This window comes from Bradyrhizobium sp. JR4.1 (assembly GCF_040548605.1).
Classification (GTDB): domain Bacteria; phylum Pseudomonadota; class Alphaproteobacteria; order Rhizobiales; family Xanthobacteraceae; genus Bradyrhizobium; species Bradyrhizobium canariense.
This window is the reverse complement of the sequence record NZ_JBEPRY010000001.1, coordinates 246,101-267,933: the sequence shown is the minus strand read 5'-3', so window position 1 is coordinate 267,933 and position 21,833 is coordinate 246,101. Positions and strand designations below refer to the sequence as shown.

The following is a 21,833-nucleotide window of genomic DNA, read 5'->3' as shown; positions in this document are numbered from 1 at the left end:
GCGCAGCCCGGCGATGACATATTGTTCGCTCGCCAACCAGGCCCGCGGAGCATATCAAGACATCGCGCAACAACTCTTCATTATGCCGCTATTCCGAACCAGGTTGGTGCGAACCAACGAGACAGGGAGGCAGTGCCATGACGATGAGGCCGGATCCCACCTTTCACGCATCGCCCAAGCTTGCGATGGAAGCTCCTGCGGAGAACTTTGCCTACACGTTGCTGCTCAGTCCGGATTTCTCAAAACCGGATGCTCTCGCGGTCATCGACGTCAAGCCGGGATCGCCGACCTACAGCCAGATCGTCCACACCGTGACGATGCCCAACAAGGGCGATGAGTTTCATCACTTCGGCTGGAATGCCTGCTCCTCCGCCTTGTCGCCGCTCACTGGGCATGCCTTCATCGAGCGGCGCTATCTCATCATCCCCGGGCTGCGCTCGTCGCGGATCTACATCATCGATACCAAGCCCGATCCGACCAAAGCCAAAATCCATAAAATCATCGAGCCCGAGGAAGTTTTCAAAAAGACCGGCTATTCGCGGCCGCATACCATCCATTGCGGGCCGGACGGCGTCTATGTGAGCACGCTCGGCGGCGGCGGCAAGGACGGCACCAACGGGCCTCCAGGCGTCTTCATCATGGATTGCGAGACGTTCGAGGTCCTTGGACGATGGGAGATCGACCGCGGTCCGCAGACGCTGCACTATGATTTCTGGTGGAACCTGCCGCGCGACTACATGGTGACGAGTGAATGGGCGTTGCCGCCGCAGTTCGAGAACGGAATCGTCGCGGAAGATCTGCTGGCGAACAAATATGGCCATCGTCTCCACTTTTGGGATCTTCGCGCCCGTCGCAACGTGCAGACCATCGACCTCGGCGCCAATCATCAGATGGCGCTGGAGGTACGGCCGGCGCACGATCCGGTTCGCGAATACGGCTTCGTAGGCGTTGTGGTCGACACCACGAATCTCGAAGCCTCGATCTGGACTTGGTGGCGCGAAGGCGGAAAATTCCATGCGGAGAAGACGGCGACGATCCCGTCCGAGCCTGCGCCAAAGGAGAAGCTCCCGCCGCTGCTTCAGGGCTTTGGCGCCGTGCCGCCGCTGGTGACCGACATCGACCTGTCGATGGATGATCGTTTTCTCTACGTCTCGTGCTGGGGCACGGGTGAGATGCGCCAGTACGACGTGAGTGATCCGCGAAAGCCGAAGCTTGCGGGCTCGGTTCACATCGGCGGCATCGCGCGCCGCACCCGTCATCCGAACGGCAAGGCATTTGCGGCCGGCCCGCAGATGGTCGAGATCAGCCGCGACGGCAGGCGGGTGTACTGGACCAATTCGCTCTATTCCACCTGGGATGACCAGTTCTATCCCGATGGCGTTCCGGGTGTGGAAGTCATGGCCAATGTCGGTCGCAATGGCGGCCTTGAGCTCGACAAGAACTACTTCGTGAGCTTCCCCGACGGATATCGTGCGCACCAGATCAGGCTGGAGGGCGGTGATTGTTCGACGGACTCCTTTTGCTACCCGTCGGCCTAGATTGGGCACACGCGAGCCTCGGCTGGCTGTGGCTCGCTCTTGTTGCGAGCGGTCTCTATCACGGGGTCAATCCGGGAATGGGCTGGCCGCTCGCCGTTTCGGCCGGGCTCATGGACAAGAGCCCGCGCGCGCTCTTTCGTGCTTTGTGGGCTCTGGCGGCCGGGCATCTCCTGGCAACGCTTCTCGTGCTGCTGCCATTCGCGTTCCTTCTCGTGCTGGCCGAGTGGCAGCGTTCGATCCAGCTCGGCGCGAGCCTTCTCGTCATCGGCTTCGGCGTCTATCGGCTGGTCGAGCGGCGCCATCCGCGCGCGCTGGCACGAATTCCGCCGACGCAATTGGCGCTCTGGTCATTTGCCGTTGCCATTGCTCATGGCGCCGCCTTGATGCTCGTGCCGATCTATCTCGGGCTCTGCCAGGCCTTCGAACTCGATGCCGGCCATGAGGCCGCCGGCGCGCTGATGAAGGCGAGTCTCGGGATGGCGGTGCTGGTGTCTTTGGTGCACGTTGCCGCCATGGTCAGCGTCGGCGGATGCCTGGCATGGCTGGTCTACCGCCATCTGGGATTGAGATTCGTCTCGCGAAGCTGGTTCAATCTGGATGTAATCTGGGCGACCAGCCTCATTCTGGTTGGCGTTGTGGCGCTCGGCTTCAATCTCGCGAGCTGGCACTGACGCTTACTGCGTCAAGGCCCACTCGCCGATGATGCGGAAGCGAGCTTTGGCGTCATCCTGCTTGAACAGCGCGACGCGATCGATCGCAAGCGTCTTGAGACCGAGCGCAGCAAACCTTCCCCGCAGCATGTCCAGAATCGGCCCGCGCCGCTCCGCGTCGAGCCGGCCCGTCAGCGTCATGTGGAAGCGGAATTCCTCCATCACGTAAGGATAGCCCCAGCGGTCGAGATAGTCGCGTTGCCGTTCGCTCAGCTTCTCCGGCTTGCGCCGCGCGCGGTCTTCCGCGCTCAGCGGCGCGCGGAAGGAATCGAAGTCGCGCGCGCAATCGGCGGCGAGCTGCTGGAGTTCGCCGACCGGCTCCGCCGGAATGACGGCGATGAAGCCGCTGATGGAATCGACGACCGGGCGGATCACCGGAATTGCGCGTGCCCTGCCGGCGAATGTCGCGCAGGCCGCAACAAGCTCGACCTCGCGCCTGTCGGACGCCAGCGCCATCGGCGCCTTCAGCGTGGCGTGAAAGCCGTATTTGCGGGGATCGGCGGTGACATCACGCCAGTCCGGAGCCGTGCGCAGCGCCTCGTCCGGGAACGGCAGCTCTCGGCCGGTATGCGCATCATAGCCGAGCAGTTCGGCGCCGAAGCGCGAGACGGCGCTGTCGGCACTGGCGGCATGATAGATCGCGTAGCGGGGGAAACTTGTCATCGTTCGAGCATAGCGGGTTTATGCCGCGACGACAGCTTCGCGCGGGGCAGCTGCCATGCCAAGCAACCGCGTCGCGTCGGTGAGATGCACGAGCTTGCCGCCTGATATCACGGCCATCAGCCGCGGCCGCAGCAGCACGCTGTCGTCGACGAGCAGAATGTCCGCGCGCCGGCCTTCCGCGAGCACGCCGCGATCTGCAAGACCGGTCGCGCGCGCGGGCGCGGCGGAGACCAGATTCCAGGCCTCGTTCAGCGGCAGCACGCCATCGGCGGCGAGGCGGAACGCAGCGAGCAGCTGCGCGGGATAGTAGTAGTCCGAGGCCAGCACCGAGCAGAGCCCTTTGGCGATCATGTCGGATGCCTTGGTCCAGCCGGTGTGGCTGCCGCCGCGCACGACGTTCGGCGCGCCGTAGACGATGGCGTCACCATGGCTTGCCGCCGCCCGCGCCGTCTCCTCGTTGATCGGAAATTCCGCGATCGCCACGCCCATGGCGCGAAAGCCCTGGCGCATCGCCGGTGTCGCATCGTCATGTGAGAGCATTCGCACCTCGGCGGCGCGGGCTGTCGCGGCGAGCCGCGACACGGAAGCCGGCACGTCACTGGCGCGGGAGAGCACACGCCCGACCAGCCGGTCGAAATCTTCGCTCGACAGGCCGGTACGCTCCACCATGCGGTTGCGCTTGCGGGGCTTGGCCATGTCCCCCACCGTGCCGTCCATGTGGTCGTTGAAGGCGAACAGGTCGACGCGGCCCTCAGCGAGCCACTGGCTGATCTCGGTTTCGGCATCGAGATTGTAGGTCTCGTGGCGCAGGTGAAAGCGGGTGTCGGCCGCAAATTGCGGGCGCTGCCGTTCGATCGCCTCCATCAGGCCGCGCGCATTGTCGGCGCTGCGCAGGCCCGGCTCCCACGAACAGGTCGTGGCGTGAAACACCGTGGTGATGCCGTTGCCAATCGCCTGGCGGTCGCTGTCGGCGAGCGCGACGTCGATCGGGAAATCGACCCCGGCGCGCGGCATCATCTGTCGCTCGAAGGCATCGCCATGCAGATCGACGATGCCCGGCAGGACCAGCAGATCGCGCGCGTTGATCGCCAGCCGCGCCCGGCTGCGCGAGGCATTGATCTCTGCGATGTCCGTTCCGGACACGAGAAGCGACGTTTCGGCGAACTCGGAGCCGATCAGGGCCCGCCCGCCCTCGAGGAATATGTCTGTCACGCGACCGCGCTTCGTTTGCTGGCAGAAGAGGGTGCCCCTGCTTCGTATGCCGTGAGGAAATCCTCAATCCCGAGCTTGCGGAAATTGGGCAGGGCTTCACGCAACTTGTCGTGATCCCAGTCCCACCAAGCGAGCCTCGCAAGCCGCCCCGCAACCTCTTCCGAGAACCGCCGGCGAACGATGCGCGCCGGATTGCCGGCAACGATGGTGTAGGCCGGCACGTCCTTGGTGACGATGGCGCCGGCCGCGATCACCGCGCCGGTGCCGACGTTGCGGCCCGGCAGCACGATCGCGCCATGGCCGATCCAGACGTCATGGCCGATATGGACGTGATGCTGGCGCCGCCAGTCGAAGAACTCGGTGTCGTCGCTCTCGCCTTCGAAATAGGCGCTCGAACGATAGGTGAAGTGCGCCTGCGTGGCGCGGTGCATCGGGTGATTGCCCGGATTGATCCGCGTCATCGCCGCGATCGAGCAGAATTTTCCGATGGTGGTGTAGGTGATCTGGGCGTCGTTCACGACATAGGAGTAATCGCCCATCGTCACTTCGTGCAGCATCGTGCGGGCACCGACCTCTGTGTAGGCCCCAAGCCTGGTGTCGTGCAGCTTCGCCGAGGGATCGATGGTCGGCTGGACCGAAAGAGCTTTGGCGGCCATGTTGCATCCGAACGAGAGGGCGAGCGTTTCTCTTCGAGCGGCTTGATGACAATGTCATGACGACGCGATGACAGGGGATGAACAGGGGATGAGGTGTGTAGGATCGCCGCAGCGCAACGTCCGTGTCACACAAGTGTCAAGCGCCGGCGTTAGCGGTGGGTCCCAGCTACTCTGGAGCCCTGCATGCTGGTGGTTGAAGGTCTGACGTGTCGCTTCGGCGTGAAAGCCGCGGTGGACGACGCTTCGTTTCAAGTCTCTCCCGGCGGTTTCGTCGGCGTGATCGGACGGTCCGGCGCCGGCAAGTCGACCCTGCTGCGGACCATCAACCGTCTCGCGACGCCTTCGCAGGGACGCATCCTGTTCGACGGACTCGACGTCACCGCGCTGCGCGGCAAGGAGCTGCGGCAGTGGCGGGCGCGCTCGGCGATGATCTTTCAGCAGTTCAACCTGGTCGGCCGGCTCGATGTTCTCACCAACGTCCTGATGGGACGGCTCGCGACGATGCCGGCCTGGCGCTCGCTGTCGCAGACATGGCCCGAGCAGGACAAGGCGCTGGCGATGTCCGCGCTCGAGCAGTTCGATATCGCCCCGCTCGCAGCCCAGCGCGCCGATCAGCTCTCCGGCGGCCAGCAGCAGCGCGTGGCGATCGCCCGCGCCCTGGTGCAGCAGCCCGACATCATTCTCGCCGACGAGCCTATCGCCTCGCTCGACCCGCGCAACACCAAGATCGTGATGGATGCGCTGCTGCGCATCAACAAGCATTTCGGCATCACCGTGCTCTGCAACCTGCATTCGCTCGATCTGGCGCGCAGCTATTGCGACCGGCTGATCGGCATGGCGCAGGGTCGCGTGGTGTTCGACGGCGCGCCGGCCGAGTTGACCGAGCACGTTGCGCGCGAGCTCTACGATCTCGAAGCCGCCGATGTCATGGGCGGCACGCCTGCACCGGTGCGACAGGGCATTCCGGCGCTTGGAACGGCGGCCGCCGCCTGAGCTGCGCCGCTTCAGGACTCACCAGTTTTGCGTCAACCGACCTCAACCAATGAAGAGGCTATCATGATTACTCGCAGATTGATTCTTGCCGGCGCCGCCGCGCTCGCGTTCACGACTTCCGCGTCCGCCGAAGACTGGAAGGCCAAATATCCCGAGCTGACCTTCGCGGTCATTCCGGCGGAAAACGCCTCGGGCGTCACCGAGCGCTGGGCGCCGTTCATGAGCTATCTCTCCAAGGAACTGGGCGTGAAAGTCACGCTGCGCATCGCCAACGACTACGCTGCCGTGATCGAAGGCCAGCGCGCCGGCAACATCCACATCGCGAGCTACGGCTCTGCCTCGTTCGCCCGCGCCCGCCTGACCGGCGTCAAGACCGACGCCTTCGCCAACGACATCAATTCCGACGGCTCGACCGGCTACTACTCGGTGTTCTTCGTCAAGACGAGCAGCCCCTACAAGAGCATCGACCAGCTCAAAGGCAAGAACCTCGGCCTGGTCGACCCGAACTCGACCTCCGGCAACAACGTGCCGCGCTTCGAGCTCGACAAGATGGGCATCGCGGATGCCGACACCTATTTCAGCAAGGTCGTCTTCACCGGCAGCCATGAGAACGCGATCCTGGCGCTGGCGCAGGGCACTGTCGACGTTGCCGCCAACCAGTGGACCAGCGATGACGATTCGACGCTGGCGCAGATGCTGACCAAGGGCATGCTGAAGAATGCCGACGGTTCGGCGATGAAGAAGGACGATTTCCGTATCATCCACAAATCGGCGCCGATCATCAACGGTCCCTATGCCTACAATTCCGACCTGCCGGAAGAGGCCAAGGCCGCCATCGCCAAGGCGTTCTTCGACGCGCCGGTCAAGGACAAGGCGGCTTTCGATCGCCTCCAGGACGGCCAGAAGAAGGGTTTTCATCCCGCGACCACCAAGGATTGGGATGGCACGATCGAGCTGATCAAGTTCGTCGATGCGCTGCGTAAGAAGAAGGCGTCCTGAGTTTCGGACGATGCCACTGGAGCCGGGTCGATGGACCCGGCTCTTTCTCTTTGATCGACCACCTTTCCTGATCAGATGACCGTCGCGGTTTCGATCCTTCCCGAGCAGCAGCTCGCCGTGCTCAACGCCGCCTATCGCCAGGCGGTCGCGCGCAGGCGGCTCCGACTCCTGTTTGGAGCCGTGATCTTCGCCGCTGCACTGTGTCTGGCCGCGTTCGGCGCCGAAGTGAATCTGCGCACGCTGTTCACCCATTACGGCAACTTCATCAGCTATTTCGACCGCATCCTTACACTCGACAACGGACAGCGGGTCTGGACCGATGTCGGCGAGTGGCTGTGGGGCTGGCGCAAATGGCTGAAGATGCTGGGCGAGACCGTGCTGATCTCCTATGTCGGCACGTTGATCGGCGCGGTTTTTGCATTTTGCCTCAACTTCTTCGCTGCTGAAAACACCTCGCCCGCGCCCTGGCTGCGTTTCACGGTGCGGCGCCTGCTCGAATTCGCCCGCACGGTGCCCGGCATCGTGTTTGCGCTGATCTTCGTGATCGCCTTCGGTCTCGGTCCGATGGCGGGTGTGCTCGCAATTGCGATTCACTCCACCGGCGCGCTCGGCAAGCTGTTCTCGGAGATCGTCGAGAACGCCGACATGAAGCCGGTCGAAGGCGTTCGCTCGACCGGCGCAAGCTGGCTCTCCTGTATGCGCTTCGCCATCCTGCCGCAGGTCACGGCAGGCTATGCCAGCTACGCGCTGCTGCGTTTCGAGATCAACGTCCGCGAGGCCTCCGTGATGGGCTTTGTCGGTGCCGGTGGCATCGGCCAGGAGCTCGTCGTCGCCATCCGCAAGTTCTACTACTCCGACGTCAGCGCGATCCTGCTCACCATCATCGTCACGGTCTTCATCATCGACATCAGCACCGGCTGGCTGCGCGGCCGCCTGTTCGGCAAGGAGGCGCGGACGTGACGGGACCGCAGGAGATCGACACCGCGGCGCTTCGCGCGCGCTATCCTGACGTGTTCGACCGGCCGGCCTCGGCGCGGCTCGCGATGCCGGCGATGATCGTTGCGGCGCTCGCGATCCTGATTTATGGCCTCGTCGATCTCGACTTCTCGCCCTCGCGCTTCGTCGCCGGGCTCAGCCAGCTCGGCTGGATCAGCCTGATGATGATTCCGCCGGATCCCGGCTCGTCGCTGCCGGTCTATCTGAAGGCGCTGGGCGAGACGCTGTCGATCGCGCTGCTCGGCACGACGCTGGCCGCACTGTTCGCGCTGCCGGTCAGTCTTCTTGCCGCGCGTAACGTCGTGCCGTCGAGCATTTTGCGCTTCCCGATTCGACGTTTCCTGGATTCGATCCGCGGCGTCGACACGCTGATCTGGGCGCTGGTGTGGATCAACGTGGTCGGGCTCGGCCCGTTTGCCGGCGTGCTCGCCATTGCCGTGTCCGATTTCGGCGCGTTTGGAAAACTGTTCTCGGAAGCGATCGAGGGCGCCGACCAGAAGCAGGTCGAGGGCATCCGCGCCTCCGGCGGCAGCGCGCTGCACGAGATCCGCTTCGGTCTGCTGCCGCAGGTTTTGCCCGTGATCGCCGGGCAGGTGCTCTATTTCATCGAGTCGAATACGCGCTCGGCCACCATCATCGGCATCGTCGGCGCCGGCGGCATCGGCCTCCAGCTCGCCGAGCAGATCCGCGTACTGGAATGGCAGAAGGTGTCGTTCCTGATCCTGATGATCCTGGTCGCCGTCGCCGCGATCGATTTCGTCTCGGGAAAATTGCGGTTTGCGATTATTGGGCGAAGGGCGGTGGCCTGATCACCGATTTCGTAGGGTGGGCAAAGCGAAGCGTGCCCACCACTTCAATCGCGACGTTGGATAGATGGTGGGCAGGGCGCAAGCGCGCCTTTGCCCACCCTACGATTCTTCACCCGTTCTCCACCAGAAATTCCACCCGCTCCGCGGCAAAGCGCGAATGCTTGGTCACCAGCGGCTTGCCGTCGAGATCGTGGTCGGTGGCATCGACCACCAGGATCGGTCGTCCCAGCGCCAGATCGAGCCGCGCGGCGTCGGTGGCGTCGACAATGCCGGCGGTGATCCGGGTCGCGCCGCGGCGATAGTCGCGGACGCCGTAATGTTCGAGCAATTTCGTCATCGAGCGGGTGGCAGCAAAGACGTCGCCCGCACCCGGGAACAGCTGCGCCGACAGCCACGTCGTGGAGACGCAGATCGGCGTGCGGTCGGCGAGGCGCATCGCCTCGATCCGCACCAACGGTGCGCCGGCCTTCAATCCAAGTTCCCGCGCGAGTTCGCGGGTCGCGACATCATCGGACGCCTCGATCAGCCGGCCATGCGGTTCGCGGCCGTCGGCGCCGACGATCTCGGAGAAGCGGGTCCGCGAGCGCAGTGGATAAGCGAGCTTCTGCGCCTCGACATAGGTTCCGCTGCCGCGTTCGGCCCGCACGATGCCGCGCTCGGCAAGCGCGGCCAGCGCGCGTCGCACGGTGTGGCGGTTCACGCGATAGGTTTCGGCGATCTCCACCTCGCCCGGCAGCTTGTCGCCGGCCGCAAAGCGGCCGTCGGCGATGCCGCGCTCGATGCCGTCGGCAACGAGGCGCCACAACGCCACGCCGGAGGAGGCTGTGTCCTGCATGCTCATGTGGCTCGGAAGCTACTCCAGAAATCACGCCTTTGTCACGAAACAGTCATGGCGCTCCCGTATGAAGTTGTCTAGTATCATAGACAACTTGGATTCGGCAAGTTCTGCAGAAAGTTTCGGTGGATCTGGTGACCCAGCACAACAATCAGCAAGCCCAGCGCAAGGCCGCAATGGCCGTGCTGGCGCACGCGGAGGCGGGCGAGATCGCCGCTCGCCTCCGCGCTCTCGCTTTGCCGGCGCATCAGGATCTGCGCGCGCCGGAAAACGGCCTCGTCATGCTGCGCGGCCGGGTCGGCGGCGACGGTGCGCCATTCAATCTCGGCGAAGCGACGGTGTCGCGGGCTGCGGTGCGGCTTGCGAGCGGCGAGGTCGGTTTCGGTTACACGCTCGGTCGCGACGGTGAGAAGGCGCGGCTGATTGCGCTGTGCGATGCGCTGGTGCAGTCCAGCGATTTCAGTGGCGCGGTGGAGCGGGACATCATCGCGCCGTTGCGTGAGCAGCTTATGGTCAGGCGCAAGCAAGCGGCGGCCGAGACCGCTGCGACGAAGGTTGATTTCTACACCATGGTGCGCGGTGAGGGGTGAGATCATGACCACGATTGCGGAACTGCCGCCGGGGTTCGCCGATAAGGTGCTGTCGGCGCAATCGACCTTTCGCTCGGTCATGGACGCGATGGCGCGGCCGGGGTCGGTCCAGCGCATCGTGCCGACATCAGGCGCGCCTCATGTGATGATGCGCGGCACGGCCGCGATCGCGCTGACGCTGTTCGATCACGACACGCCGCTCTGGCTCGATGCGCGCATGTCGGAAAGCACCGACGTGACAAAATGGCTGAAGTTCCACACGGGCGCGCCGGTGGTGCAGGATTCCTCGATCGTCAGCTTCGCGCTGATCAGCGAAGGCGGGGCGCTGCCTTCGCTCGAGCGCTTCGCGCTCGGCACCAGCGAATATCCGGACCGGTCGACCACGCTGATCCTTCAGGTCGAGAGCCTGCATTCGGGGCGCAGCTTCGAGCTGCGCGGTCCCGGCATCGACGGCGTCGCGACGCTCAAGGCCTCGATCAAGCCGTTCGACCTGTTCGAGCGACTTCGTATTAACGAAGCGCTGTTTCCGCGCGGCATCGATGTGGTCCTGGTCGCGGATGATGCCGTGGTTGCGGTCCCGCGCACCACGCGCGTCGTGAGCAAGGGAAGCTAAGCATGTATGTCGCAGTCAAAGGCGGCGAACGCGCCATCGAGAACGCCCATCGCCTGCTCGCCAGTGCGCGGCGCGGCGATCAAGGCGTGCCGGAAATTTCCCTCGACCAGATTTCGGAGCAGCTTGGCCTCGCCGTGGACCGCGTCATGAGCGAAGGCTCGCTCTATGACCGCGAGCTCGCGGCGCTCGCGATCAAGCAGGCGCGCGGCGATTTGATCGAGGCGATCTTCCTGATCCGCGCCTTCCGCGCCACGCTGCCGCGCTTCGGCGCGAGCGAGCCGGTCGAGACCGGCGCGATGCGGGTGCAGCGGCGGGTGTCCTCGACCTTCAAGGACATTCCCGGCGGCCAGATTCTCGGCCCGACCTTCGACTATACCCACCGCCTGCTCGATCCCTCGCTCGCCGAAGGTTTTGTGCCGGAGGCGCCGGCGACGGCCGAAGCCTCCACGGTGCCCACGCCGCGGGTGACGGATATTCTCGGCCGCGACGGCCTGATCGAGCCCTCGCCGCAGGCCGAAGAGGGCGTCAACGTCGGCGACCTCACCCGCGAGCCGCTGAATTTCCCGGCGGACCGCGACCTGCGCCTGCAAAATCTCGCGCGTGGCGACGAAGGGTTTCTGCTGGCGATGGGCTATTCCACCCAGCGCGGCTACGGCCGCAACCATCCCTTCGCCGGCGAAATCCGCTTCGGCGAGGTCGATGTCGAATTTTCGGCGGAAGACGTCGGCTTCGCCGTGCCGCTCGGCTCGATCGAGCTCACCGAGTGTCAGATGGTCAACCAGTTCAAGGGCTCCGCGACGGAGGCGCCGTGCTTCACCCGCGGCTATGGCCTCGCCTTTGGCCAGAGCGAGCGCAAGACCATGTCGATGGCGCTGGTCGACCGCGCGTTGCGCGCGCGCGAGCTCGGCGAAGAGGCACTCGCACCCGCGCAAGACGAAGAATTCGTGATGTCGCATTCGGACAACGTCCAGGCGACCGGCTTCGTCGAGCACCTGAAGCTGCCGCATTACGTCGACTTCCAGTCCGAGCTCGGCCTGTTGCGCAAGCTGCGCAAGGAATTCGCTGATGCCAATGCGCCCGACGCCATGAAGGAGGCCGCGGAATGAACGCGCCGGCCTACAATTTCGCCTATCTCGACGAACAGACCAAGCGGATGATCCGCCGGGCGATCCTCAAGGCGATCGCGATCCCCGGCTATCAGGTGCCGTTCGCCAGCCGTGAAATGCCGATGCCCTATGGCTGGGGCACCGGCGGCGTCCAGGTCACCGCTGCGATCCTCGGGCCACAGGACGTGCTGAAGGTGATCGACCAGGGGTCTGACGACACCACCAACGCGATCTCGATCCGCAAATTCTTCGCCAAGACCGCCGGCGTCGCCACGACAACCGCGACTGAAGATGCGACCGTGATCCAGACCCGTCACCGCATCCCGGAGACGTCGCTGCACGCAAATCAGGTGCTGGTCTATCAGGTGCCGATCCCCGAGCCTTTACGTTTCCTCGAGCCGCGCGAGACGGAGACGCGGCGCATGCATGCGCTCGCCGAATACGGCCTGATGCATGTCAAGCTCTACGAGGACATCGCCCGCTTCGGCCACATCGCGACGGCTTACGCCTATCCGGTGAAGGTCAATGCGCGCTACGTGATGGACCCCTCGCCGACGCCGAAATTCGATAATCCCAAGATGGACAATTGCCCGGCGCTGCAATTGTTCGGCGCCGGCCGCGAAAAGCGCATCTACGCGATCCCGCCCTATACGCAAGTCGTGTCGCTCGACTTCGAAGACCATCCCTTCGAGCCGTATCGCTTTAATGCGCCTTGCGCGCTATGCGCCGCGGAAAATTCCTATCTCGACGAGATCGTCACCGACGACAAGGGCGGCCGCATGTTCGTCTGCTCCGACACCGATTATTGCGAGGGCCGCCAGGCCGCCGGCCACCACGGCAGCATGAGCGCTGCGCCGTACAAGGAGAAGGCGCAGGGAGGCTCACATGGTTGATCAAGATATGCTCGAACACGATCAGCCGCTGCTGGTTGCGGAGTCTCTCAGCAAATCCTACGGCCGTATCGCCGCGTGCCGCGACGTGTCCTTTGCGCTCTATCCCGGCGAGGTGCTGGCGATCGTCGGCGAATCCGGCTCGGGCAAATCGACGCTGCTTCAGCTCCTGTCAGGTCAGCTCGCGGCCAGCGGCGGCCAGGTGTCCTACCGGATGCGCGACGGCGTCGCCCGCGATCTTGCCACGCTGGGCGAAGCCGAGCGGCGGTTTCTGTTTCGCACCGATTGGGGTTTCGTCCACCAGGATCCCGCGCAGGGTCTGCGCATGGCGGTCTCGGCCGGCGCCAATGTCGGCGAGCGGCTGATGGCAGTGGGCTGGAATCATTACGGCCGCATCCGTGATACCGCGTCGGACTGGCTGACCCGCGTCGAGATCGACATCGCACGCATCGACGATGCACCGCGCACCTATTCCGGCGGCATGCGCCAGCGCCTCCAGATTGCCCGCAACCTCGTCACCGAGCCGCGGCTGGTGTTCATGGACGAGCCGACTGGCGGCCTCGACGTTTCCGTGCAGGCCCGCCTGCTCGACCTCGTGCGCAGTCTCGTCGCCGAGCTGCACCTCGCGGTCATCATCGTCACCCATGATCTCGCGGTCGCGCGCCTGCTGTCGCATCGCGTGATGGTGATGAAGGGCGGCCGCGTCATCGAGACCGGCCTCACCGACCAGGTGCTCGACGATCCCCGCGAGCCCTACACCCAGCTCCTCGTCTCCTCGATTCTGCCGCCATGAGCCTTCCCGGAAGAGTTTTTCAATGATCGCCATGATTGACGTCGCCAACACCAACAAGACCTTTACGATGCACCTGCAGGGCGGCATCGAATTGCCAGTCGTCAGCGGCGTGACCTTCCACGTCAATCCTGGCGAATGCGTCGTGCTGTCGGGGCCGTCAGGCGCCGGAAAATCGTCGATCCTGAAGATGATCTTCGGTAACTACCGCTGCGACTCCGGCCGCATCGGCATCCGCCATCGCGGCGCGCTGGTCGATCTTGCCACTGCCGAGCCGCGGCAGGTCCTCAACATTCGCCGCGCGACCATCGGCTATGTCAGCCAGTTCCTGCGCGCGGTGCCACGCGTCGCCACTGTCGACGTGGTCGCCGAGCCGCTGATCGTCAACGGCCTGGCTCGTGTCGACGCACAGACGCGCGCGGGCGAGTTGTTGCATCGGCTCAATATCCCCGAGCGGCTCTGGCAGCTTCCGCCCGCGACCTTCTCCGGCGGCGAGCAGCAGCGCGTCAACATCGCGCGCGGCTTCATCTCGGATCTGCCGATCCTGCTGCTGGACGAGCCTACCGCCTCGCTGGATGCCGCCAACCGCGCCGTCGTGGTCGAGCTGGTCGCCGAAAAGAAACGCCAGGGCGTCGCCATGGTCGCCATTGTCCATGACGACGAAATCCGTCATCAGATCGCCGACCGCATCGTCGACGTCACCAGCTTCGCCGCCGCGGCCTGAAGGAAATGGATATGAACGCCAAGAAGGACATCGTGATCGCCAACGCCAGGATCGTGCTGGCGGAGCGGGTGATCGAGCAGGGCTGGCTTGCTCTCGCCGATGGACGCATTGCCGAAATCGGTGAGGGCAGGGCGCCCGCCGGGGCCGAGGATGCCGCCGGCGATCTGATCATGCCCGGCCTGATCGAGCTCCACACCGATCACCTCGAGGCGCATTACGTGCCGCGGCCAAAAGTGTTCTGGAATCCGGTCGCCGCCGTCGTCTCCTATGACGGCCAGCTCGCGACATCGGGCATCACCACGGTGTTCGACTCGCTCCGGGTCTGGCGCGAGGATGGCGCCGAGGAAGTCGACGGACGCGCCGGCACGCTCGCCGCCGCGATCACCACCGCACGCGATGCCAATTTGCTGCGTGCCGATCACTTCCTGCATCTGCGCTGCGAAATCCCGATGCCGAGCGTGGTCGAGGAGTCCATGGAGCTGATCGACCGTCCCGACGTGCGGCTGATGTCGCTGATGGACCACACCCCCGGCCAGCGCCAGTTCCGCGACGAAGGCAAGCTGCGCGACTATTATCGCGGCAAGGGCGGCGGCAAGACCGATGCCGAGCTCGACCAGCTGTTCGCGAAGCGCTTCGAATATCAGAAGGCCTATGCGGCGACCAACATGCGCGAGATCGTGGCGCTGGCACACAAGTACAAGATCCCGCTGGCGAGCCATGACGATACCACCGAGGAGAACGTCGTGGACGCCGTGCGCGATGGCGTTTCGGTCGCGGAATTTCCGACCACGCTGGAGGCCGCGCGCGGCCTGCACGAGGCCGGCATCGACATCCTGATGGGCGCGCCGAACGTCGTGCGCGGCGGCTCGCATTCCGGCAACATCGCCGCGGTCGATCTCGCTCGCGAAGGCCTGCTCGACATCCTGTCGTCGGACTACATTCCCTCGAGCCTTCTGATGGCCGCGCTACATTTGCCGGAGCATGTGCCTGCCATCAGTCTTGCGGCGGCGATCCGCACGGTGACGAAGGCGCCCGCCGAGGCAGTCGGCCTGTCCGACCGCGGCGAGATCGCGGTCGGCAAGCGTGCCGATCTGATCCGCGTGCATGTTGCGGGCAGCGTCCCCGCGGTCCGCAGCGTCTGGCGCGAGGGGAGCCGCGTCGCATGAGCGAGGCCGCGACCGTGGCGGAGGACGAGACGGATGCGATCGGCCCTGGCCGGCTCGTGCTCGTGGTCGGCCCCAGCGGTGCCGGCAAGGACACGCTGCTGCGGCTGGCGCGGGCAGCATGCATCGAGGATCACGACATCGTCTTTCCGCGCCGTGTCGTGACGCGCGAATCCTCAGCCGACGAAGACAATGTCGCGGTGAGCCCTGACGAATTCCGGCGCGCGCTCGAGCGTGGGGATTTCGCCGTGCATTGGGAAGCGCATGGGCATTGCTACGCGCTGCCGCTCGACCTCAACGATGATATTCGTGCCGGACGCGCCGTCGTGGCCAATGTTTCGCGCACGGTGATCGGCGCGCTACGCCAGACCTATGCAAACGTCGTGGTGGTCGCGATCACGGCGCCACCGGATGTGCTGGCGCAGCGGCTTGCCGCCCGCGCCCGGGACAGCGACGGCAATATCGCGGACCGGCTGACGCGCAGCGTCGGCGACGCATCGGCGCAGGCCGACGTCACCATTCTCAACGCGGGCAGCGCGGAGTATCATGGCCGCCAGCTTCTGCGCGTGATCAGAAATCAAGGCTGGCACGAATAGCCGGCACAACAAGGAGACTGGAATGTCGGTGATCGAAACGGTCGAGCAGCTGGAGGCCATCTACGGCGTCACCAATGACGCCTCGACCGTGAAAGTCGCCGACCACGTCACCCCGCTCTATCGCGTCTTCATCGAAAAGGCCCCGTTCGCCGCGCTCGCCACCATCGGACCCGAGGGGATCGACTGCTCGCCGCGCGGCGATCTCTCCGGCTTCGTCCGCATTCACGACCCGAAGACGCTGATGCTGCCGGATCGACGCGGCAACAACCGGGTCGATTCCCTGCGCAACATCGTGCGCGATCCCAGGGTGTCCCTGATGTTCCTGATCCCCGGCTCCGGCAATGCGGTCCGCGCCAATGGCCGGGCCTATGTTTCCATCGATCCCGAACTGCTCGCTTCCTTCAAGGTCGACGGCAAGGCGCCGCGCAGCGTCATGGTGATGACGGTCCACGAAATCTACTTCCAGTGCGCCCGCGCCATCGTCCGCTCCGATCTCTGGAATCCCGACAAGCGCATCGACCCCAAGACGCTGCCGACACCCGGCCAGATCCTCGCCGAGATGAGTGAGAACAAGGTCGGCGGCGCGGAGTATGATCGCGCCTGGCCCGAGCGGGCAGCGGCGACGATGTGGTGAGCTCTCTTCCCTCTCCCCCTGCGGGAGAGGGTGGCTCGCCGCGACAGCGGCGAGACGGGTGAGGGGTTCTCTCCGCGCGCGACTCTCTTCAGGATTCGCTGAGGCAACCCCTCATCCGGCGCTTCGCGCCACCTTCTGCCGCAAGGGGAGAAGGAAAGAACTCATCGCGAGATAAATTCGATTGCCTGCGCTCGCGCCCGGAGAAGTGCCGATGCGCGCCGGTGGTAATTATGGATAGCCATTTCATTGACCGATCGCGCCAAACACTCGATAGTCGAGGCATCGAAACTGCTCCTCGAGCCGAAGCCGCGATATGAGAACCGATCAGCAGCGCAATAGGGACGACATGCATGTGTGCATGACGCGGCGCTGTTTCTCGGCGGCCACCGGCGCCTGTTGTTGCTGACCGCCGTCTTCTAGCAGCACCTCACCCAGCAAATCCCGAGACAGGAACGCCGAGATCCCGGCGAACGAGCAGTCATGTCCCAAACTCAATCGAACGCTTACATCATCGAGATCCACGACCGCGCCGCCGGCATCGTCACGAAGGATACGCGCGGCTTCCGCTTCTTCTCCTCCGAGCGTCTGTTCGACAGCCTCGAAGGCAGGCAGTTCCGCTCGGCGCGCGAGGCCGAGCGTGCCGCCCGTGCCGTGTTCTCCGAACGGAGCCGGCGCGCGAATTCTCGCTTCTTTGCCAGCTGAAACCACCGAAAGGACCACATGATGATGACCCGACGATACATCCTCGCAACCAGCCTGCTGCTCGCGACGGCCTTGGCCCCACCTGCGCGCGCGGAGGACAAGCCGGCGGAAATCCGCATCGGTACGCAGAAGGGCGGCTTCTTCCCCGCGGTTCGCCAGCGCCAGACGCTCGAAAGCGCCTTCAAGCCGCTCGGCATCGAGGTCAAATGGATCGACTTCCAGTTTGGTCCGCCGCTGCTGGAGGCCATCAATGTCGGCAGCGTCGATTTCGGGTTCGTCGGCGATACCCCACCGATCTTCGCGCAAGCCGGCGGCGCCAGGATCCGCTACGTTGCGGCGGTGAAGTCGGACGGCGACACTCAGGCGATCATCGTGCCGAAGAATTCACCGATCAAATCGCTCGCAGACCTCAAGGGCAAGCGCGTTGCCTTCGCCAAGGGATCGAGTGCGCACAACCTCCTGGTCGCGTCGCTCGAGAAGGCCGGTCTCGCCTGGTCCGACATCACGCCGGCACCGCTCGCCCCGGCTGATGCGACAGCCGCCTTCATGAAGGGCTCGGTCGATGCCTGGTCGATCTGGGATCCATATCTGGCGCTTGCTGAATTGAAGGAAAGCGCCCGAGTCATCGCCTTCGACAGGGATGTCCACAAGCCGAACGCTTTCTACATCGCCGGGACGGACTTCGTAGAGAAGTATCCTTCGCTGGTGGCAAAGCTCAACGCGAGCTTCGCCTCCGAAGGCGTATGGGCGGAATCTCACCATGAGGAGGTAGCAAAGGCTCAGTCCGAGGCGACCGGCGTCGACATCGAAGCTGTCAGCCGCTTCGTCAACCGCTCCACCTATCGCGTGGTGCCGCTGGATGCAGAGGTGACCAAGAGCCAGCAGGCCGTCGCCGACCGTTTTGCAAAACTGGGCCTGATCCCGAAGCCAGTCAACGTGTCCGACATCGTCTGGAAGTGGACGCCGGGCTCCTGAGGGGACCAGACTTAACTCCGGCGGCGCGCCCTGGTGCGTGCCGCCTTCTTTGCGGCGGCGGAGCGGGCCTTGGCGCCTTTGGTCCGGCTCGCCTTGCGGGCAGTCGCCGAACGCGAAGCAGCGGATCGCTGGCTCGCGGCACGCTTGCCCTGTTTCGACAGTGCACTGCGCGATGCGGTCGAGCGCGGCTCCTTCTTCAAAACCTTTTCAACCGCTCGCGACACGCGCGGTCGGCGCTTCGGGGTGCGTTTGCCCTGACCGACCTCATAGGCATATTTGGCGCTGCGACGCGTCGCCTTCTTGACGCGTCCCTTGCGCGGCGGCGGCAGATCGACGCCGGCGCGGCGCGCTTCGGACAGACCGATGGCGATGGCCTGTTTCGTCGAGCGCGCACCATGCTTGCCCTTGCGGATCTTGTCGATCTGGTCCTTGACGAATTCGCCGGCCTGCGTGCTTGCCGATTTACCGGCACGCTTGTCTTGCCTGGCTTTGCGGATGACTTCCTGTCTTGGCATGGGTCATGTTCCCTCTGGATCTTCACAGGGATATCTGACCGCAACGCGCAAGATGGACGATTGATCCTGTCAGTTCCGTAGCGCCGCCAGCAGTTCATCCGGGCGTTCGGCCATGATCATGTGGCCCGCGCCGGGCACGACGACGGTCTTCGCATGAGGGATCGCGGCGGCAAGTGCCTTGCCGGCCTTTACCGGCGTCATCATGTCCCGCTCGCCGAGGATGAGCGTCGTGGGCACCTTCACGCTCCCGGCGGCGGCAAGCGCATTCGCGTAAGCATTGCAGGCCGACAAATCCCGGAACAGCACGCCCGGCTCGCAGTGTTTCAACACGGCCTGGGCGCCGCCATGCATCCACAGGCCCGGTGCGAGGCTGCCGCCGAGCTCGGCGCTGAAGCCGAGGCCCCAGATCGAGACCATGTCGTTTGCATCCTGCGAATTGGCTTCGGCCGCCTTCAGCAGATCCGGGCCGACCGTCATCGTCGCGGCGGTGCCGATCAGGCTGAGCGCGGAGACCTTGTCGGGGTGACGTGCGGCCGTCTCCAGCGAGATCAGCGATCCCATGGAATGGCCGATCAGATGCGCTTTCGTCGCTCCGGCCGCATCGAGCAGGGCGGCCGTCCAGTCGGCCATTTCGGCGATGCTGCCAAGCGAAGGTCCGGGGGAGCGGCCGTGACCGGGCAGATCAGGCGCTAGCACGCCAAAGCCGTGATGGGCGAACCAGCGCGTGTGCAGCGCCCAGGTCGAATGATCGAAGCCGGCGCCGTGAAGGAAGATGACGGCGGGCAGGGATCTGTCGAAGTCGCGGCCACCGGTTGCGACCAGCACCTCGGCGCCGTTGACGGAGAGCTTCATGGTGTCAGACCTTTTGCGAGATGCGCAGCGCTTGGGTGAGATCGTCGATGATGTCGCTTGCGGTCTCGATGCCGACCGAGAGCCGCACCAGCTCCTCGCCGATGCCGGAGGCCTTGAGCTGCTCGGCGTCCATCTGTTGGTGCGTGGTGGACGCCGGGTGGATCACCAGCGTCTTGGCGTCGCCGACATTGGCGAGATGACTGATCATGCGCAGCTGCTCGATGAACTTGCGGCCCGCGGGCCGCCCGCCCTTGATGCCGAAGGAGACAATCGAGCCGGCGCCGCGCGGCAGCAACTGTTTTGCCAGCTGGTAGTCCGCGTGATCTTCCAGCGAGGGATGCTGCACCCAATCCACGGCCTTGTTGGACTTCAGTGCTTCCAGCACGAGGTGCGTGTTTTGCATATGGCGGTCCATGCGCACCCCGAGTGTCTCCACGCCCTGCAACAGCTGGAACGCGTTGGTCGGGGATAGACAAGCGCCGAAATCGCGCAGGCCTTCGGTGCGCGCACGCATGATGAAGGCCGCGGTGCCGAACTGCTCGTCGAAGACGATGCCGTGATAACCGCCATAGGGTTCGGTCAGCACGCCGAATCTTCCGGATGAGCGCCAATCAAACCGGCCGCCGTCGACGATGGCGCCGCCGATCGCGATGCCGTGGCCGCCGATCCATTTGGTCGCCGAATGCATGACGATGTCGGCCCCGAGTTCGATCGGACGGCTGAGATAGGGCGTGGCAAAGGTGTTGTCGATCAGCAGCGGAATCTTCGCGTCATGCGCGATCTGCGCGACCTTCGGAATGTCCAGCACCTCGAGCCCGGGATTGCCGATGGTCTCACCGATCACCAGCTTCGTGTTCGGCTTGATCGCCGCGCGGAACGCATCGAGATCGCGCGGTTTCACGAACGTTGTGGTGATGCCGAAGCGCGGCAGCGTGTGCGCGAGCAGGTTGATGGTGCCGCCATAGAGCGAGCTCGATGCGACGATATGGTCGCCGGCGTTCAGAAGCGTCGCGATCGCCAGATGCAGCGCCGCCATGCCGCTCGCTGTGCAGATCGCGCCGACGCCGCCCTCCAGCGCCGCAAGCCGTTCCTCGAGCACGCCGGTGGTCGGATTGGAGATGCGCGTATAGATGTGGCCGGCGCGCTCGAGGTTGAACAGCGCGGCGGCGTGATCGGAGTCCTGGAACACGTAGGACGTGGTCTGGTAGATCGGCACCGCGCGGGCGCCGGTCGCGGGATCCGGATGCTGGCCCGCATGCAGGCTCAGGGTTTCGAAGGCGGGCGGTTTTGGCGCGGGCATGCGTGGCCTCGTTGCTCGGTCGGCGGGAGGCGGCCCTTGTGCCACAAAAATGCGCGCTGCGTCAGCCCATTGACTGCGTTGTCTAACCCCGGATCGCCTGCTCGATGATCCGCGCCTCCCGCAGCAGGATCTCCGCGGCCTCCTGCTCGCGGCGCGGGCCGAGCCTCGTCCGAACGGCGGAGACGGTCATCGCGGCGGCGGGGCGGCCGTCCGGGGTCTTGATCCAGGTGGAGATCGATTTCGTGCCCTGCACGAGACCAATCTCTCTCATGCCATATCCCAGCCGTCTTGCGGCGGTGACCTGGCCCAGCACCGTCGCAACATCGGTCCGGTAGGCCTCCAGTCTCTTCTCATTGGCAGCGACGATTTTCCGCGCGTCCTGGGCCGGCATCGCGGCGAGGATGGCAACGCCCGCGCTGGAGACGCCGAGCGGTCGGCGCGCGCCGACCTCGATCGACAGCACCTGGATCGGATAGACACCGATCCTGCGGTCGACGCACAGCGTGTCGTTGCCGGTCCGCACCGTCAGGAACAGCGTGTCGCCGATCTCGGTCGACGCACGTTGCAGCGACGGATTGGCGGCGATCAGCAGCCGCGACGGCCGAGCCCGTGCGAGCGCAAGCTCCGGCACCTGGTTGCCGATCGCGTAGCGGCCGGTTTTGTCATGCCGTTCGACGATACCTTCCTCGATCAGCACGTGGACGATGCGGTGCACGGTCGGGCGGGTGAGGCCGGTCGCCCGCACCACCTCTGCCAGCGGCACGCCGTCCTCGCGGCCGGCGGCAAGAATGCGCAGCACCGCGAGCGCGCGGCGGATCGCCTGCGCACCCTGTCGCGGTTCGGTGATGCGGCGTGTGGATTTCGCGGAAGCGGTCTTGTCCATAATATGGACAAGAACGCCACAATTCACTCGACAGGTAAAGCGCGCATCTGGAGATTGCGCTCCGAATCGAGATGCCGTGTACGACGTCA

The 21,833-nt window shown here is 64.9% G+C and carries 25 protein-coding genes; 17 read left to right on the top strand and 8 right to left on the bottom strand.

What is annotated here, in order from left to right:
• Positions 1-137: 137 nt before the first annotated feature.
• Positions 138-1,538, top strand: a complete 1,401-nt coding sequence (locus tag ABIB90_RS01400) for a selenium-binding protein SBP56-related protein (protein ID WP_354162620.1) — start codon at positions 138-140, stop codon at positions 1,536-1,538.
• Between the two features lie 77 nt (positions 1,539-1,615).
• The gene (locus ABIB90_RS01395; RefSeq protein WP_354200371.1) at positions 1,616-2,209 is read left to right on the top strand and encodes a hypothetical protein; all 594 of its coding nucleotides are present in this window, start codon (positions 1,616-1,618) and stop codon (positions 2,207-2,209) included.
• A 3-nt stretch (positions 2,210-2,212) separates the two neighbouring features.
• Here the strand turns inward: ABIB90_RS01395 and ABIB90_RS01390 are convergent, their stop codons facing one another.
• The 3 genes from ABIB90_RS01390 to ABIB90_RS01380 are packed head-to-tail and all read right to left on the bottom strand — an operon-like array spanning position 2,213 to position 4,779.
• On the bottom strand, positions 2,213-2,911 hold the full coding sequence (locus ABIB90_RS01390; RefSeq protein ID WP_354199990.1) for a DUF1045 domain-containing protein: 699 nt from the start codon (positions 2,909-2,911) through the stop codon (positions 2,213-2,215).
• Between the two features lie 18 nt (positions 2,912-2,929).
• Entirely contained in the window at positions 2,930-4,123 is a 1,194-nt protein-coding gene (locus ABIB90_RS01385) for an alpha-D-ribose 1-methylphosphonate 5-triphosphate diphosphatase (RefSeq protein ID WP_354199989.1), read from the bottom strand.
• Complete coding sequence (locus ABIB90_RS01380; protein WP_354199988.1) at positions 4,120-4,779, bottom strand: LbetaH domain-containing protein; 660 nt, start codon at positions 4,777-4,779, stop codon at positions 4,120-4,122. The genes ABIB90_RS01385 and ABIB90_RS01380 overlap by 4 nt, the downstream gene beginning before the upstream one ends.
• Positions 4,780-4,962: 183 nt before the next feature.
• Between ABIB90_RS01380 and phnC the strand changes: the two genes are divergently transcribed.
• The 4 genes from phnC (at position 4,963) to phnE (ABIB90_RS01360) (ending at position 8,576) form a co-directional block, all read left to right on the top strand.
• Positions 4,963-5,772: a phosphonate ABC transporter ATP-binding protein gene (gene phnC / locus ABIB90_RS01375; protein ID WP_007597623.1), complete on the top strand. Its 810-nt coding sequence runs from the start codon at positions 4,963-4,965 to the stop codon at positions 5,770-5,772.
• A gap of 63 nt (positions 5,773-5,835) precedes the next feature.
• The gene (phnD, locus tag ABIB90_RS01370; protein WP_354199987.1) at positions 5,836-6,771 is read left to right on the top strand and encodes a phosphonate ABC transporter substrate-binding protein; all 936 of its coding nucleotides are present in this window, start codon (positions 5,836-5,838) and stop codon (positions 6,769-6,771) included.
• A gap of 75 nt (positions 6,772-6,846) precedes the next feature.
• Positions 6,847-7,731, top strand: a complete 885-nt coding sequence (gene phnE / locus ABIB90_RS01365; protein ID WP_007597621.1) for a phosphonate ABC transporter, permease protein PhnE — start codon at positions 6,847-6,849, stop codon at positions 7,729-7,731.
• On the top strand, positions 7,728-8,576 hold the full coding sequence (gene phnE, locus ABIB90_RS01360; protein ID WP_007597620.1) for a phosphonate ABC transporter, permease protein PhnE: 849 nt from the start codon (positions 7,728-7,730) through the stop codon (positions 8,574-8,576). Before phnE (ABIB90_RS01365) ends, phnE (ABIB90_RS01360) begins: the two co-directional genes overlap by 4 nt.
• A 109-nt stretch (positions 8,577-8,685) precedes the next feature.
• Here the strand turns inward: phnE (ABIB90_RS01360) and phnF are convergent, their stop codons facing one another.
• Positions 8,686-9,417, bottom strand: a complete 732-nt coding sequence (gene phnF / locus ABIB90_RS01355; RefSeq protein WP_035993736.1) for a phosphonate metabolism transcriptional regulator PhnF — start codon at positions 9,415-9,417, stop codon at positions 8,686-8,688.
• A gap of 170 nt (positions 9,418-9,587) precedes the next feature.
• Here phnF and phnG point away from each other — a divergent pair, with 170 nt between their 5' ends.
• The 11 genes from phnG (at position 9,588) to ABIB90_RS01300 (ending at position 18,194) form a co-directional block, all read left to right on the top strand.
• A complete protein-coding gene (gene phnG / locus ABIB90_RS01350; RefSeq protein ID WP_007597616.1) occupies positions 9,588-10,001 on the top strand; it encodes a phosphonate C-P lyase system protein PhnG in 414 nt (137 codons plus the stop codon).
• Between the two features lie 4 nt (positions 10,002-10,005).
• Entirely contained in the window at positions 10,006-10,614 is a 609-nt protein-coding gene (gene phnH, locus ABIB90_RS01345; protein WP_007597614.1) for a phosphonate C-P lyase system protein PhnH, read from the top strand.
• A gap of 2 nt (positions 10,615-10,616) precedes the next feature.
• Positions 10,617-11,720 (top strand): carbon-phosphorus lyase complex subunit, encoded by a 1,104-nt coding sequence (locus tag ABIB90_RS01340; RefSeq protein ID WP_354126931.1) that lies wholly within the window; start codon positions 10,617-10,619, stop codon positions 11,718-11,720.
• On the top strand, positions 11,717-12,613 hold the full coding sequence (locus ABIB90_RS01335; RefSeq protein ID WP_354126930.1) for an alpha-D-ribose 1-methylphosphonate 5-phosphate C-P-lyase PhnJ: 897 nt from the start codon (positions 11,717-11,719) through the stop codon (positions 12,611-12,613). The genes ABIB90_RS01340 and ABIB90_RS01335 overlap by 4 nt, the downstream gene beginning before the upstream one ends.
• The gene (gene phnK / locus ABIB90_RS01330; protein WP_007597609.1) at positions 12,606-13,403 is read left to right on the top strand and encodes a phosphonate C-P lyase system protein PhnK; all 798 of its coding nucleotides are present in this window, start codon (positions 12,606-12,608) and stop codon (positions 13,401-13,403) included. The genes ABIB90_RS01335 and phnK overlap by 8 nt, the downstream gene beginning before the upstream one ends.
• A 22-nt stretch (positions 13,404-13,425) precedes the next feature.
• Complete coding sequence (gene phnL / locus ABIB90_RS01325; RefSeq protein ID WP_007597608.1) at positions 13,426-14,124, top strand: phosphonate C-P lyase system protein PhnL; 699 nt, start codon at positions 13,426-13,428, stop codon at positions 14,122-14,124.
• Positions 14,125-14,135: 11 nt separating this feature from the next.
• On the top strand, positions 14,136-15,290 hold the full coding sequence (locus ABIB90_RS01320; RefSeq protein ID WP_354199986.1) for an alpha-D-ribose 1-methylphosphonate 5-triphosphate diphosphatase: 1,155 nt from the start codon (positions 14,136-14,138) through the stop codon (positions 15,288-15,290).
• Positions 15,287-15,883 carry a phosphonate metabolism protein/1,5-bisphosphokinase (PRPP-forming) PhnN gene (phnN, locus tag ABIB90_RS01315; protein WP_354126929.1) on the top strand — a complete coding sequence of 199 codons (597 nt, stop codon included), beginning with the start codon at positions 15,287-15,289 and terminating at the stop codon, positions 15,881-15,883. Before ABIB90_RS01320 ends, phnN begins: the two co-directional genes overlap by 4 nt.
• 22 nt (positions 15,884-15,905) lie before the next feature.
• Positions 15,906-16,517 (top strand): pyridoxamine 5'-phosphate oxidase family protein, encoded by a 612-nt coding sequence (locus ABIB90_RS01310; protein WP_007597605.1) that lies wholly within the window; start codon positions 15,906-15,908, stop codon positions 16,515-16,517.
• 480 nt (positions 16,518-16,997) lie between these two features.
• Positions 16,998-17,219, top strand: a complete 222-nt coding sequence (locus ABIB90_RS01305) for a hypothetical protein (RefSeq protein WP_354126928.1) — start codon at positions 16,998-17,000, stop codon at positions 17,217-17,219.
• Positions 17,220-17,240: 21 nt separating this feature from the next.
• Entirely contained in the window at positions 17,241-18,194 is a 954-nt protein-coding gene (locus ABIB90_RS01300; RefSeq protein WP_007597603.1) for an aliphatic sulfonate ABC transporter substrate-binding protein, read from the top strand.
• An 11-nt stretch (positions 18,195-18,205) separates the two neighbouring features.
• Here the strand turns inward: ABIB90_RS01300 and ABIB90_RS01295 are convergent, their stop codons facing one another.
• The 4 genes from ABIB90_RS01295 to ABIB90_RS01280 all read right to left on the bottom strand — a co-directional run bounded on the left by ABIB90_RS01295 (position 18,206) and on the right by ABIB90_RS01280 (position 21,744).
• The gene (locus ABIB90_RS01295) at positions 18,206-18,709 is read right to left on the bottom strand and encodes a DUF6496 domain-containing protein (protein WP_354126927.1); all 504 of its coding nucleotides are present in this window, start codon (positions 18,707-18,709) and stop codon (positions 18,206-18,208) included.
• 69 nt (positions 18,710-18,778) lie between these two features.
• On the bottom strand, positions 18,779-19,561 hold the full coding sequence (locus ABIB90_RS01290) for an alpha/beta fold hydrolase (RefSeq protein WP_354126926.1): 783 nt from the start codon (positions 19,559-19,561) through the stop codon (positions 18,779-18,781).
• 4 nt (positions 19,562-19,565) lie between these two features.
• Positions 19,566-20,861 (bottom strand): O-acetylhomoserine aminocarboxypropyltransferase, encoded by a 1,296-nt coding sequence (locus ABIB90_RS01285; protein ID WP_354126925.1) that lies wholly within the window; start codon positions 20,859-20,861, stop codon positions 19,566-19,568.
• A gap of 82 nt (positions 20,862-20,943) precedes the next feature.
• Positions 20,944-21,744 carry an IclR family transcriptional regulator gene (locus ABIB90_RS01280; protein WP_007597598.1) on the bottom strand — a complete coding sequence of 267 codons (801 nt, stop codon included), beginning with the start codon at positions 21,742-21,744 and terminating at the stop codon, positions 20,944-20,946.
• Positions 21,745-21,833 lie beyond the last annotated feature (89 nt).